The sequence below is a fragment of the Quisquiliibacterium sp. genome, assembly GCF_982640115.1.
In genome coordinates, this window is record NZ_CEXFHW010000002.1 from 1 (window position 1) to 12,423 (window position 12,423).

Annotated in this window: 13 protein-coding genes; 6 read left to right on the forward strand and 7 right to left on the reverse strand. The window is 71.1% G+C overall.

Annotation, left to right across the window (positions count from 1 at the left end):
* The first annotated feature begins 525 nt into the window (after positions 1–525).
* The 3 genes from AC2H6A_RS00315 (at position 526) to AC2H6A_RS00325 (ending at position 2,437) form a co-directional block, all read left to right on the forward strand.
* A complete protein-coding gene (locus AC2H6A_RS00315; protein ID WP_484271124.1) occupies positions 526–1,059 on the forward strand; it encodes a hypothetical protein in 534 nt (177 codons plus the stop codon).
* Entirely contained in the window at positions 1,056–1,754 is a 699-nt protein-coding gene (locus AC2H6A_RS00320) for a hypothetical protein (protein ID WP_484271125.1), read from the forward strand. The genes AC2H6A_RS00315 and AC2H6A_RS00320 overlap by 4 nt, the downstream gene beginning before the upstream one ends.
* Positions 1,755–1,963: 209 nt before the next feature.
* Positions 1,964–2,437 carry a DUF2147 domain-containing protein gene (locus tag AC2H6A_RS00325; protein ID WP_484271126.1) on the forward strand — a complete coding sequence of 158 codons (474 nt, stop codon included), beginning with the start codon at positions 1,964–1,966 and terminating at the stop codon, positions 2,435–2,437.
* An 87-nt stretch (positions 2,438–2,524) separates the two neighbouring features.
* Here AC2H6A_RS00325 and AC2H6A_RS00330 read toward each other — a convergent pair whose 3' ends face one another.
* Together AC2H6A_RS00330 and AC2H6A_RS00335 are read right to left on the reverse strand one after the other, a co-directional pair.
* A complete protein-coding gene (locus AC2H6A_RS00330) occupies positions 2,525–3,526 on the reverse strand; it encodes a tripartite tricarboxylate transporter substrate binding protein (protein ID WP_484271127.1) in 1,002 nt (333 codons plus the stop codon).
* A gap of 61 nt (positions 3,527–3,587) precedes the next feature.
* Positions 3,588–4,601 (reverse strand): demethoxyubiquinone hydroxylase family protein, encoded by a 1,014-nt coding sequence (locus AC2H6A_RS00335; RefSeq protein WP_484271128.1) that lies wholly within the window; start codon positions 4,599–4,601, stop codon positions 3,588–3,590.
* A gap of 121 nt (positions 4,602–4,722) precedes the next feature.
* On the opposite strand from AC2H6A_RS00335, the gene AC2H6A_RS00340 reads away from it, so the two are divergent.
* Positions 4,723–6,282 carry a long-chain-fatty-acid--CoA ligase gene (locus AC2H6A_RS00340; RefSeq protein WP_484271129.1) on the forward strand — a complete coding sequence of 520 codons (1,560 nt, stop codon included), beginning with the start codon at positions 4,723–4,725 and terminating at the stop codon, positions 6,280–6,282.
* 75 nt (positions 6,283–6,357) lie between these two features.
* Positions 6,358–7,590, forward strand: a complete 1,233-nt coding sequence (locus tag AC2H6A_RS00345; RefSeq protein WP_484271130.1) for an MFS transporter — start codon at positions 6,358–6,360, stop codon at positions 7,588–7,590.
* A 43-nt stretch (positions 7,591–7,633) separates the two neighbouring features.
* On the opposite strand, the gene AC2H6A_RS00350 is transcribed toward AC2H6A_RS00345, so the two are convergent.
* The 5 genes from AC2H6A_RS00350 to AC2H6A_RS00370 all read right to left on the reverse strand — a co-directional run bounded on the left by AC2H6A_RS00350 (position 7,634) and on the right by AC2H6A_RS00370 (position 11,748).
* Positions 7,634–8,269: a TetR/AcrR family transcriptional regulator gene (locus AC2H6A_RS00350; protein ID WP_484271131.1), complete on the reverse strand. Its 636-nt coding sequence runs from the start codon at positions 8,267–8,269 to the stop codon at positions 7,634–7,636.
* Positions 8,270–8,327: 58 nt separating this feature from the next.
* A complete protein-coding gene (locus AC2H6A_RS00355) occupies positions 8,328–9,113 on the reverse strand; it encodes an SDR family NAD(P)-dependent oxidoreductase (protein ID WP_484271132.1) in 786 nt (261 codons plus the stop codon).
* Positions 9,114–9,125: 12 nt separating this feature from the next.
* On the reverse strand, positions 9,126–9,587 hold the full coding sequence (locus tag AC2H6A_RS00360) for a DUF2141 domain-containing protein (protein ID WP_484271133.1): 462 nt from the start codon (positions 9,585–9,587) through the stop codon (positions 9,126–9,128).
* Positions 9,588–9,670: 83 nt separating this feature from the next.
* Positions 9,671–10,483 (reverse strand): dioxygenase family protein, encoded by an 813-nt coding sequence (locus tag AC2H6A_RS00365; RefSeq protein WP_484271134.1) that lies wholly within the window; start codon positions 10,481–10,483, stop codon positions 9,671–9,673.
* A gap of 56 nt (positions 10,484–10,539) precedes the next feature.
* Positions 10,540–11,748 (reverse strand): cytochrome P450, encoded by a 1,209-nt coding sequence (locus AC2H6A_RS00370; RefSeq protein ID WP_484271135.1) that lies wholly within the window; start codon positions 11,746–11,748, stop codon positions 10,540–10,542.
* A gap of 49 nt (positions 11,749–11,797) precedes the next feature.
* On the opposite strand from AC2H6A_RS00370, the gene AC2H6A_RS00375 reads away from it, so the two are divergent.
* Complete coding sequence (locus AC2H6A_RS00375) at positions 11,798–12,205, forward strand: YchJ family protein (protein ID WP_484271136.1); 408 nt, start codon at positions 11,798–11,800, stop codon at positions 12,203–12,205.
* Positions 12,206–12,423 lie beyond the last annotated feature (218 nt).

The following is a 12,423-nucleotide window of genomic DNA, read 5'->3' on the forward strand; positions in this document are numbered from 1 at the left end:
TCACCTTAGGCTGTAAGGACGGTTTGGCGGACGGGCACGGCGGCTGTCGCGTATCGTGGTTGCTGCCGATTCGTTGTTCAGCCTACACCACGCGGGTGGACGCGGCCGTCTTCGCAGGGGCTGAGCGCGCCTCGACTGATGCGCACGACACGGTGGGATCTTTCCGTGTACACGCGCATGTACACATCAGCCCCCACCCGCCAAACCCCAGCAACCACGCGCTTTCCAGCCCATGATGCGGTTCTGCATCGAATAGGCCGCGGCGGCCAAAGTCCGCGATGCCCTGCCCTTGAGCGACGACGAGGTCGAGGAGGTTGTGGCGACTTCGACGCATCGCGGCGAGGCGTGCCAACGCCGAGTCCAGACCGCAGGTGAGGCGCTCGCGGCGGCTGTCGCAACCGGAGGCGCCGGCAGATGTGTGGTTCAGGCGGCATAAAGCGAGTGGACGCAGCCGATGTGGGCTACATCCAACGCAAGCCTCTGTTCAGTCTATAATTTCGCATTTCGCGAAACACGAAAGACGCCATGCCTCGAGCCGCCAACCGGCAGCCCGCACTCAAGCCCCAGGATTTCTACCTCCTGCTGGCCTTGGCCGCCTTGGGCGACCGGGTGATGACCTATCCGGAGCTTGCGGCCTTCAGCGGGTTGTCCATGTCCGAGGTGCATGCCGCTCTGAAACGCGCCGCCGCGTCGCGTCTCCTGTTCTTCGACGGCAAGCGGCCCCGCTTGCTGCTTCCGGCGTTCAGGGAGTTCCTGCTACATGGGGCGCGCTATGCCTTTCCGGCGGTACGCGGCAGCATGGTCGTGGGCATTCCAACGGCACACGCGGCGGCGCCGTTGAATGCGCGTATCGCGCCATCAGCCGACCCGCCGCCAGTGTGGCCTGCGCTTGAAGGCTCGGTGCGGGGCGCGGCGCTCTTGCCGCTCTACCCGTCCGCTCCCGCCGCCGCACAGCGAAGCCCTGCCCTTCACGAAAATCTCGCGCTGTTCGATGCACTGCGCGTGGGCAACGCGCGCGAGCGCAAGCTGGCGACCGACGCGTTCGAGGCTCGGCTGTGATTACGGGCGACCCGAATGTCGCAAGCGTTGAGCTGGTCGCTGCTGCCCTCGGCGAGCTGTGCGAGGAGGTCGTGTTGGTGGGGGGCTGCGCCGCCAGCCTGCTGATCGACGCGCCTTCGGCGCCGCCGCCTCGGGTAACGACCGATGTCGATCTGATCGCGGGGGTGACCGCGCTGCGCGACTACCACGCGCTCGAACGGCGCTTCACGCAGCGAGGGCTTACCCGCGATCTGACCCCCGATGCTCCGATCTGCCGGTGGCGGGCGGGTGCGGTGGCTGTCGATCTGATGCCCACCGATGAGTCCGTGCTCGGATTCTCGAACCGCTGGTACGCCGAGGCGGCCAGTTCGGCGACGCGAGTGCTGCTGCCCAGCGGCAGGCCTGTCAATCTCATCTCGGCCCCCGCCTTTCTGGGGACCAAGTTCGAGGCGTTCCGCGCGCGCGGCCACGCGGACATGCTGATGAGTCATGACTTCGAGGACATCATCAATGTTCTCGAAGGGCGAAGTCTTGTCGTGGAGGAGATCCGTCGCGCATCGCCGCCGTTGAAGCACTACCTGTCGGTGGCATTCGGGCAGGTCATGGCGACGCCCTCTTTCCACGACATGCTGCCCGGGCTGGTTGCCTACGATGAGCTGCACGAGCAGCGCGTGTCGGCGGTCCTGCTGCGCATCCGGGCGGTTGCCGCCATGTAGTCGCCAAGCCCGGCGTGACCCGTGAGGCCTTCGTCAAGGGATTCTCAGGTGATGCATGCCCAGTGCCCCGAACAGAGAGGCCTGCCGCCGCAGCAAGCCCCCGCTTGCGTGATACGCCGCGCCACAGGCAATCTCGGGATGCCTGTCGTCCGGTGGCCAGGCCGCCTTGCCCCGGTCAGCCCATGCCCCTCTTCTTCCCCGAACCTGTCATGCCCTCCATCCTGCGACTTCCCCAGCGCGGCCAGGCCGGCACCCGCACCCGCACGGCCCTGATTTCCATGGCGCTTGCCGCCACCGCGCCGGTGGCCCTCGCCCAGCCCACCCCGGCCGGCCTGTGGAAGACCATCGATGACGAGACTCGGCAGGAGAAGTCTCATGTGCGCATCCTGGATGCAGGGGGCACGCTGATCGGGCGCATCGAGCGCATCACCGACCCGGCCCACCACGACGCGAAGTGCGAGAAGTGCGAAGGCGCGCGCAAGGACCAGAAGGTACTCGGCATGACCATCATCGAGGGCGTGAAGCGCGACGGCACTCACTGGGACGGCGGCACCATCCTCGATCCGAACAACGGCAAGGTCTACAAGGTGCGCCTCACTCCGAAGGAGGGCGGCCGCATGCTCGAGGTGCGCGGCTTTCTGGGGCCCTTCTATCGCAACCAGACCTGGGTGCGGGTGGAGTAGGGCGCGAGGTCATGCCTCCCGAGGTTTTCGCGGTGCGCATCGGGGGGCCAGCGCCGCCGAGGCGCAGGGCGAGGCCGCTTGCGCGCTTCAGTCCAGCGTGGCCCCGGAGCTCTTCACGATCTTCGTCCACAGCTCGAGGTCATCGCGGGTGAGCCGCGCGAGCTCGGCCGGGGTGCTCGGCGCGGTCTCGGCGCCCTGGCCGGCCAGTCGCTCGGCCAGCGCCGGGTCGGCCAGCGCCTTGGCGCCCTCGGCGGCGATGCGGTCGACCACCGCCTTCGGCGTGCCGGCCGGGGCAAACAGGCCATACCACGAGTTCACATGGAAGCCCGGCAGGGTCTCGGCCAGGGTGGGCAGATCAGGCGCGAGTTTCGTGCGCCGCTCGGTGGCCACGCCGATCACCTTGAGCTGGCCGTTGCGCACGAAGGGGATCACGCCGGGGAAGCTGCCGAAGGTGATCGGCACCTGACCGGCGACCACATCGGTGGCGGCTGCGGCCGCGCCGCGATACGGGATGTGCACCAGATGCAGCCCGGCGCGCTGGTTGAGCATCACGCCGAGCAGATGGTTGAGCGTGCCGTTGCCCGCCGAGGCGTAGTCGATCTTGCCGGGGCGGGTCTTGGCGTAGGTGATCAGGCCCTTGAGGTCATTGGCCGGGAACTTCGGGTTGGCCACCAGCAGGTAGGGCGCGGTGGCCACCGACATCACCGGCTCGAAGTCCTTGATCGGGTCGAAGCCGGCATTGCGGTAGAGCGAGGGGTTGATGGTCTGCGCGCTCTGCGCGGTGAGCATCAGGGTGTAGCCGTCGCGCGGCGCGCGGGCAACGAAGGCGGTGCCGACGTTGCCGCCGGCGCCTACGCGGTTCTCGACCACGATGGGCTGGCCGATCGCCTGCGACAGGCGGGTGGCAAAAGCCCGCGCCACGGTGTCGTTGGCGCCCCCGACCGCCTGCGGCACCACCAGGGTCACCGGCCGCGCCGGCCAGCTCTCCTGGGCGTGGGCAGCACCGACGCGGGTGGCGGCGGCGGTGGTCAGCGCCCAGGGCGCCAGCGGCGCAAGCAGGCGGTGACGTTGGGGCAGGCGGTGGGTCATCGGGGTGCGCTCCTCGGGGAACCGGTGCGGGAGCCCGATTGTAGGGGCCGGCGCCCCGGGATCACAGCCAGCGGCTCACCCGCACCGCGCCCGCCGAGCCTGTGCCCACGACCGCGGCCCAGCCGGCAGCCAGCCAGCGTGCCGGTCCGGTGAGCGTGGCGTGCGCCTGCCGCGCGCGAGCCTCGTCGCGGTGGGCCTGCTCGTCGCGCTGGCAGTCGGCCAGCAGCGCGCGCAGGTCCCGCAGGGCGGGCCGGGCCTCGGCGGGCGTGTCCGGCAGCAGGGCATCGATCTGATCGAGCTGCGCCGCGTAGTGATGGTCCACGAAGATCTCCACCGCCTCGATGGTGGCGTACACCGCGCGCGGGCCCAGGCAGGCCGGCAGCGCGCCGGTGAGCCAGCCCGCCAGGCGCCACAGCGGCAGCAGACGGCTGCGTCCCGCGCGTGGCACCTGGGCCTCGATGAGGCTCAGGTGGCGGGCCTCGGTCTCGAGGTGGTGGCGCGCGAACTCGCGCAGCCCGGCATCGCGCGCAAGCGCGAGCACACCGCGATAGATCATCACCGCCCCGGCCTCGCCGGCATGGTCGGTGCGCAGCTCGCGGCGCAGCGCCGCGGGCCAGCCGGCCCAGGGGGCGGTGTCTGCGAGGGCGGATCGCCACAGCGGCCGCAGGCGCAGGAACGCGCGGTAGGCGCCCTCCATCACCCACCCCGCGCCCGGTATCCGCGCCAGCAGCGCCAGGGCGCGGAAGGCCGGCAGCTGCTCCCAGATGGCCACGAAGGCCCGCGCACCGCTGATCAGCCGGCCATCGGGCAGGCGCACATGCAGGCGCGCCAGCGCCGCCTCGCGGGTCAGCGCGGGCCCGAGCGCCGCGCCCTCGCACGCCGCGGCATCCACCCACTGCAGCTGATCGCCGCCGCGCGCGCCTCGGTAGGTGGCGATCTCATGCGAGCAGAGCGGGCAGGCGCCATCGAAGTAGACGCAGGCCGCGCCGTCCGCCGGCGTGGCGCCTGGGAGCTTGGGAAGCGCCGGTGACTGCGACCGGGACGGTGACGGTGACGGGGACGGGGACTGGGGCAAGGCTTGGAGGGCTCGGGAGACGGGCGGGGATCCGCAGGGTATCCCGGCCACCGGGTCGGCCTTGGCATGCCCCGGCCCCGGGCGGGCCCTTAGACTTCGCACCTCAACCAAGGAGACCGCCATGATTCCCGACCACGCCGACTTCAGCGACATGCTGGCCCGCTGGGCCACCGAGCGGCCGCAGGCCGACGCCCTGGTCTTCGGCGAGCGCCGGCTCAGCTGGGCGCAGCTCGCCGACCGGGTGCACCGTCTGGCCGGTGCGCTGCGCGCCTCGGGCCTGCAGCCCGGCGAGCGCATTGCCGTGCTCGATCTCAACCACCCCTCGTGCCTGGAGCTCACGCTGGCCTGCGCCCAGATCGGCACGGCCAATGCGGTGGTGAACTTCCGGCTCGCCCCGCCCGAGATCGTCTATGTGATCAACGACGCCAAGGCGCGGCTGCTGTTCGTGGGCCCCGAGTTCGCCGGCGCGGCCGCCGCGGTGCGCGCGCAGTTGCCGTCGGTGGAGCGCGTCATCCGCGTGGGCGGCCCCGAGGACGAGTACGAGGCCTGGCTGGACGCGCAGGCGCCCGACACCCGGGTGCACCCGGCCGCGCGCACCGACTCCTTCGTGCAGCTCTACACCTCGGGCACCACCGGTTTTCCGAAGGGCGCGATGCTCACCCACGGCGGCATGCTCGCGCATGCGCGCAATGTGGCCGCCATGCAGGCCATGGACGGCGACTCGCGGGTGCAGGTGGCCATGCCGCTCTTCCATGTGGGCGGCACCAGCTATGCGCTGGTCGCCTGGGCGGGCGGCGCGCCCATCCACCTGATGCGCACGCCCGATCCGGCCGGTGCGCTGGCGATGCTCGAGCGCGAGCGCATCACCCACACCTTCTATGTGCCGGCGCTGATGGCCGCGATGGCGCAGGTGCCGGGCGCCGCCGATCGCGACTACTCGGCCCTGCAGGCGCTGGCCTACGGTGCCTCGCCGATGCCGCTGCCGGTGATGCGGGCCTGCCTGAAGATCTTCCCCGGCGTGATGCAGCAGGTCTACGGCATGACCGAGCAGAGCGGCGTGGTCACCGTGCTGGGCGCCGAAGACCACGAGAACCCGGCGGTGGCCCACCGGCTGGTGTCGGCCGGCAAGGCGATCACGGGTGTGGAGATCACCGTGCGCGATCCGGCCACCGGCGAGCCCGTGCCGGTCGGTCAACCCGGCGAGATCTGGGTGCGCAGCGAACAGGTGATGGGCGGCTACTGGGGCAAGCCCGAGGCCACCGAGGCCGCGATCACGCCGGATGGCTGGTACCGCTCGGGTGACGGCGGGCATATCGATGCCGACGGCTACGTCTATGTGACCGATCGCATCAAGGACATGATCATCAGCGGCGGCGAGAACATCTACCCGGCCGAGATCGAGCGCGTGCTCGCCGAGCACCCGGCCATCGCCGATGTGGCGGTGATCGGCGTGCCCGACGAGCGCTGGGGCGAGGTGCCCAGGGCGGTGGTGGTGCTCAAGCCGGGCGCAATGCTCGATCCGCATGACCTGGTGGGCTGGGCGCGGGAACGGCTTGCCGCCTACAAGGTGCCCAAGGCCGCTGACATCGTCAGCGAGCTGCCGCGCAACCCCACCGGCAAGATCCTCAAGCGCGAGCTGCGCAAACCCTACTGGGAAGGACGCGATCGTCAGGTGGTCTGATCCGGAAACCGCCCACCGGGGCTGGCGCGGGTGTCCGGACCGGTCTATGAGTGACCGGATCAAGGAGGGTGCGTGATGAATGATTCCTGGCGGGCGATGCGGCCGGTGGCGGCAATCCTGGTCTGTGCCTCGCTGATGCTCACGCTCAGCCTGGGCCTGCGCCAGAGTCTCGGGCTGTTCATGCAGCCCATGACCCGCGACATCGCGATCTCGGTGTCGGAGTTCACCTTCGCCATCGCCATTCAGAACCTGGCCTGGGGGCTGGCCCAGCCCTTCACCGGGGCGCTGGTGGTGCGGGCGGGCTTTCGCACCGTGATGGTGGCCGGCGGCGTGCTCTATGCGCTCGGGCTGGCCTGCCTGGCCATGGCGCAGGGCGTGCTCACGGTCACGCTCGGGGCCGGCGTGCTGATCGGTCTGGCGCTGGCCTGCAATGCCTCCTCGATCGCCAATTCGGTGGCCTCGCGGGCGGTGCCGGCGGCGGTGCGCAGCACCGTGCTCGGCCTGGTGTCGGCCGCGGGATCGCTGGGTGCGATGCTCGCGGCCCCCATCGGCCAGTGGCTGCAGACCAGCCTGGGCTGGCGGGCCGGGGTGCTCGGTTTTCTCGCACTGGCGCTGGTGCTGATTCCTGCGGGCTGGATTGCCGGGCGCGTTGACCGCCTCAAGCTGCCGCCGGCTTCCGGGGGCGAGGCCGATGGCGAAACCCAGGCCCGGCGCGTGGCGATGGCCGCGCTGCGCCACCCGCCCTTCGTGGTGATGACCCTGGCCTTCTTCGTGTGCGGCATGCAGCTGGTGTTTCTCACCACGCACCTGCCCTCGTATCTTGCGCTGTGCGGCATGGATCCGATGCTCAGCGCGCAGGCCCTCGGGATGATCGGCGGCTTCAACATCCTGGGCAGCCTGTTCTTCGGCTGGGCGGGCGGGCGCTGGTCCAAGACCGCGCTGCTTGGCGTGCTCTACGTCACCCGCTCCCTGGTGCTGGCCTGGTTCTTCGCGGCGCCGCCCACGCCGGGCAACACGCTGCTCTTTGCCGGCCTGATGGGCTTCCTGTGGATGGGGGTGTCACCGCTCTTCGCGGGCGCGGTGGCCGAGATGTTCGGCCTGCGCTGGCAGGCCATGATCCAGGGCATCGCCTTCTTCAGCCACCAGATGGGCAGCTTCCTGGGCGCCTTCGGCGGCGGCATGGTCTTCGATGCCTTCGGCTCGTATGACCTCGCCTGGCGCTTCGGGGTGGGGCTGGGCCTGACGGCCGGCATCGTGCAGATCGGCTTCGCGCTGATGCGACCACCGCCGCCGGCGATGGCCCACTGAGCTCGGTGCCGCAGCGAAGCTCGGCGCGCGCCGAGCGGGCGCCTCAGCTCGGCGGTGCGGTCTTGTGCAGGCCCAGCGCGTCGAACATCTGGCCAAGCAGGCCGGTGATCACCGGGGTCTGCTTGGCCGGATCGATCCGTCCGGTGGGCAGCGCGCCATCGACCCACAGCGTGGCCAGGCCGTGGACCAGCGACCAGGCGGTGAGCACCAGCGCGCTGGAGTCGCCGGCGGGCGCGCGGCCGGCGCGCTGGCAGTCCTCGACCACCTCTCGGAGCAGCTGATAGGTCCGCTGGCTGGCGGCGCTCAGCGTGGGGTTGCGCCCGGCAGGGCTGTTGTCGCGGAACATGACGCGAAAGTGGCCGGGGTGGGAGCTCGCATACAGCACATAGGCCTGACCGATGGCGTCAAGCCGGGCGATGGGATCGGCCGGGGCGGCATCGCGGTGGCTGAGCATGGCCTGCGCCAGCTGCTCGAAGCCCTCCAGGGCAATGGCTGCGAGAAGATCGGCGCGGTCAGCGAAGTGGTGATAGGGCGCGCCCGAGGACACGCCGGCGCGCGTGGCCAGCGCCCGCAGGCTGAGGGCGTCGAGCCCCTGGCGGGTGATGACATCGACACTGACGGCGATCAGGGTCTGCCTGAGATCGCCATGGTGATAGCCGGCCTTCTTCTTCACTCGCATCGGAGGCCGAGTGTCCAACAACTCGACCGGCGACGCAATTCGGCGCGGGCGCACCCGATCAGCGAGGGCGCATCATGCCGGCCCCCATCTTCGCGACCATCGCCCTGGGCGAGATGCGCGACGCCTGGGCGAGCGCCCAGTTGCGCAGACCCACCACGCGACTGGGCGCGCTGCCGGTCAGCGCAGCGATGGCCCCTCGGGCGACCGTGGCCACATCGAGCGTGCGCGAGAACACGGCCGTGTTGCGCACGCCGGGATCGCCGAGCTTGTCGATGAAGCCGGTGTCGACCGCGCCCGGGCACAGGGCCGTGACATGCACGCCGCGGCCGCGGTACTCGGCCCACAGCGCCTCGCTGAAGCTGAGCACGAAGGCCTTGGTGGCGGCATACACCGCCAGATACGGGCCGGGCTGGAAGGCCGCGGTGGAAGCGATGTTCAGCACCCGGCCCCGCCCGCGGGCGAGCATGCCGGGGATGAAGGCATGGCACAGGTCGACCACGGCCGCGACGTTCACGGCGATCTGGGCCTGTTCGAGCTCGGGCTCGAGGGCCTCGAAGGCACCGTAGGTGCCGAAGCCGGCGTTGTTCACCAGGATGTCGACGGTGAGGCCCCGGGCCTGGACCGCCTGCAGCAATCGCGCGCCGCAGCCGGTTTCGGCGAGGTCGGCGGCGATCACCACGGGGCGCTGCCCATGGCGGGCGGCGAGGGTGTCGGCAAGCTGATTCAGCGCGGTTTCCGAGCGCGCCACCAGGATGAGTTGCGCGCCCTGGGCCGCGAGGTCGGCGGCGATGGCGGCACCGATGCCCGAGGAGGCGCCGGTGACGAGTGCGGTCTGTCCGTTCATGGCGGCCTCGGTTCAGTAGCCGAGCTGGATGGCTTGCGTGGTCACGGCGCCGGCCTTGACCACGAACGAGGCTTCGCGAAAGCCGGGCGCCGAGAAGCGCGGACGGACATTGTTCGAGGCGCCGTAGCCTTCCTGCGGGATGCCCATGAAGTTGCGGTCCATCTTGCCGTTGAGGTTCTCGTCGTGCCAGACGATGGCGGCGTAGCTGCCCGGTGCGAGCTGCTCGAACTCGCACACGGCGCGGCCGGCTTCGATGCGGGCGTGCTTCTCGCGCAGCGCCTTGCCGTGGTCCTCGGGGTAGCCCTCGGGGGCGCTGAAGATCATGCAGCCGACATCGCCGCTGGCGTTGCGCACGCCGGTGACCTCCAGGCGCACGGTGGCGTCGCCAGGGGCGGCGGTGGCGAGCATGGGTGCCGAGCCGCACAGCAGGGCGGTGGCGAACAGGGTGGCGAAACGGGTACGGGCAAGGGTCATGACAATCTCCATCGGGGTTAAAGTGAGCACAGCTTAGATTGCTGCGCACCCGATGTCCAGAAAAATCTGAGCATTGCTCAAATTTATTGCCAGATGCCCTGCCGTTCCTCCCGCGGGGTGGTGCCGAACACGAAGGCATCCATGGCCAGCATGCCGTGGTCGATATCGCCCTCCAGCACCTGCCAGCCTGTGCGCGAGCGCGCGGCGCCGGCGGCCACCAGCAGCGGCCAGAAGTGCTCGGTGGTGGGATGGGCGCGGGCCGCGTCGGGCGCGTCGAGCAAAGTGCGGCGCAGGCGCTCGCCATCGCCGGCCGCGACCGCGTCGCGCACCCAGCTGGCAAAGCGCGGCACATAGGGCAGCACGCTGCCGCCGGGGCCACGGAAGTCGGCGAGGTTGTGGGTGACGCTGCCCGAGCCCACGATCAGCACGCCATCGTCGGCCAGCGGCGCGAGCGCAGCCCCGAGCGCCCAGGCGCGATCGGCATCGAGCCCGCCAGGCAGCGAGACCTGGAAGACCGGCACGTCGGCCTGCGGATAGAGATGGCCCATCGGCACCCAGGCGCCGTGGTCGAGGCCCTGCTGCGCGTCGGGCTCGGCCGCCCAGCCGGCAGCGTGCAGCCGCAACAGCGCCTGCTGCGCGAGCGCGGGGTGGCCGGGGGCCGGGTACTGGATGCGGTAGAGCGCGGGATCGAAGCCGCCGAAGTCGTGGATGGTCTCGGGCCTCGGGCTCATGGCCACCCGCGGCTCGGCGCTCATCCAGTGCGGCGAGACGATCAGCACCGCGGCCGGTCGCGGCAGGCTGCGGCCGAGGGCCGCGAGGTGGGCGCCGGCACGGCCCGGCTCGAGCGCGAAGGTGGGCGCGCCGTGGGAGATGAACAGGCTGGGCAGGGGTGGCATGGGTCGGTCGGGATGCAGGGGTTTCGCGACAAGGGAAGGGGTCTGCCCGGGGCGCTTCAGCGCGGCTGGAATCGCATCGGCATGCGCCGCGGACCCTGGAAGCCGAGCGGGATGCTCCAGGTGGTCTCGCCGTCGAGCGCCAGGCCGGTCAGCCGGCGGCTGAGGCCGCCGAGCGCCTCCTGCAGCTCGGCGCGCGCGAGGTGCAGCCCCAGGCAGGTGTGGCGGCCGCCGCCGAAGGTCATGTGCAGGCGTTGCGGGCGGCGGGTGATGTCGAAGCGGTGCGGATCGGGAAAGAGCGCCGGGTCGCGGTTGACGGCGGCCAGCGCCACCACCACCTGCGTGTCGCGCGGCACGGCGAGCCCGTTCACCTCCACATCGTCATTCGCGATGCGCTCGAGCGTGGGCCCCACCGGGGCGAAGCGCAGGATCTCCTCGACCGCGCCGGGCAGCAGCGCCGGATCGGCGGCCAGACGCTCCCACTGATCGGGGTGCTGCGCGAACAGGTACAGGCCCGAGCCAAGCGACGAGAAGGTGGTTTCGAGGCCGGGCACGATCAGCGAGGCCGCGGTGTGGATCACCTCCTCGCGGCTGAGCCGATCGCCCTCGGACTCGGCCCGCAGCAGCCCGCTGATGACATCGTCGCCGTCGATCTGCGTGCGGCCGGCCACCAGCCGGCTCATGTAGTCGTCCATCGCTTCATGGGCGGCGAGCGCGGCCGGCACGGCGGCCGGGCCGCCGTACATCCATCGGGTCCAGTCGAGCGCGGTCTGCGAGAAGAACGGGATGTCGTCCGGCGGCACGCCGAGCACGCCGCAGATCACCGGCAGGGGATAGCCCTCGAGGAGCTCGCCCACCGCCTCCATGCGGCCGGCCGGCAGCACCGCGTCGATCAGGCTGTCGATCAGGGCGCGCATGCGCGGCCGGTGGCGATCGACCACCTGCGGCGAGAGCGCGACCATCGCCAGCCGCCGCAGGCGCTGGTGATCGACCCCCTCCATGCTCAGGAAGGCCTGGCGGCGACGCTCCACGAAGCGGCGGTCGATCGCGGGGTTGCGCTCCACCTGCGCGAAGTTCCACTGCGTGAAGCGCGGATCGCGCAGCACCGCCATGCAGTCCTCGTGGCGCAGCAGCACCATCGCCTTGCCGATGTGCATCACGCGCTCACCGGCATCGGGCAGGGCAAGCCGCTCCCAGAAAGGCCCCGGGCCCTTGCGGATGTAGGAGCTGCGGCCGCTGCCGGCGGCGGTGGGGGTTTCCGTATTCATGCGCGGCCTCCGGTCGGTTCGGTGGGTGTGCATGCCAGCATAGCGCCCCATGGCCCAGCGTCCCGACACCCGCGCGCCCGATCGCTGCCCCTGCGACAGCGGCCTCGCCTATGCCGCCTGCTGCGGTCGCTGGCATGGCGGCGCGGCCCATCTGCAGGCTCCGGATCCGGTGGCGCTGATGCGATCGCGCTACAGCGCCTTCGTGCTGGGGCTGGAGGACTACCTGCTGGCCACCTGGCACCCCGACACCCGGCCCTTGCCGCCGCTGGGTCTGGAGCCGGGCCTGCGCTGGCTGGGCCTGGCGGTGCGTCGCCACGGCCTCACCGATGCCGATCACGGCTGGGTGGAGTTCGTGGCCCGCAGCAAGCTCGCCGGCCGCGCCCGGCGGCTGCACGAGACCAGCCGCTTCGTGCGCGAGGGCGGGCGCTGGTACTACCGCGACGGCGACCTGGGCTGAGGCCGCCGGGCCGACGGCTGGACGCGAAGCACCGGCAAGCGTTATGTATGATGGGATATAGCGCTTTTCCGGATCGGCTGCCCGAGCGCCCGGGAGGACGCATCCGCCCATCCCTTCCATCCGCCCGCGCCTCATCCGCCCGCGCCTCATGCGTCGCCCAGCCCCGAGCCGTCCGCCGGTCCGCCATCCGTCGCGACGCCGCCTGCCCGGCGGGTGGC

What these genes read in the sequence shown, in the direction of transcription:
- AC2H6A_RS00365 (WP_484271134.1), bottom strand. Translation starts at nt 10,483, where the DNA reads ATGCCACCCCTGCCCAGCCTGTTCATCTCCCACGGCGCGCCCACCTTC.
- AC2H6A_RS00325 (WP_484271126.1), top strand. Translation starts at nt 1,964, where the DNA reads ATGCCCTCCATCCTGCGACTTCCCCAGCGCGGCCAGGCCGGCACCCGC.
- AC2H6A_RS00330 (WP_484271127.1), bottom strand. Translation starts at nt 3,526, where the DNA reads ATGACCCACCGCCTGCCCCAACGTCACCGCCTGCTTGCGCCGCTGGCG.
- AC2H6A_RS00370 (WP_484271135.1), bottom strand. Translation starts at nt 11,748, where the DNA reads ATGAATACGGAAACCCCCACCGCCGCCGGCAGCGGCCGCAGCTCCTAC.
- AC2H6A_RS00350 (WP_484271131.1), bottom strand. Translation starts at nt 8,269, where the DNA reads ATGCGAGTGAAGAAGAAGGCCGGCTATCACCATGGCGATCTCAGGCAG.
- AC2H6A_RS00315 (WP_484271124.1), top strand. Translation starts at nt 526, where the DNA reads ATGCCTCGAGCCGCCAACCGGCAGCCCGCACTCAAGCCCCAGGATTTC.
- AC2H6A_RS00340 (WP_484271129.1), top strand. Translation starts at nt 4,723, where the DNA reads ATGATTCCCGACCACGCCGACTTCAGCGACATGCTGGCCCGCTGGGCC.
- AC2H6A_RS00345 (WP_484271130.1), top strand. Translation starts at nt 6,358, where the DNA reads ATGAATGATTCCTGGCGGGCGATGCGGCCGGTGGCGGCAATCCTGGTC.
- AC2H6A_RS00355 (WP_484271132.1), bottom strand. Translation starts at nt 9,113, where the DNA reads ATGAACGGACAGACCGCACTCGTCACCGGCGCCTCCTCGGGCATCGGT.
- AC2H6A_RS00360 (WP_484271133.1), bottom strand. Translation starts at nt 9,587, where the DNA reads ATGACCCTTGCCCGTACCCGTTTCGCCACCCTGTTCGCCACCGCCCTG.
- AC2H6A_RS00375 (WP_484271136.1), top strand. Translation starts at nt 11,798, where the DNA reads ATGGCCCAGCGTCCCGACACCCGCGCGCCCGATCGCTGCCCCTGCGAC.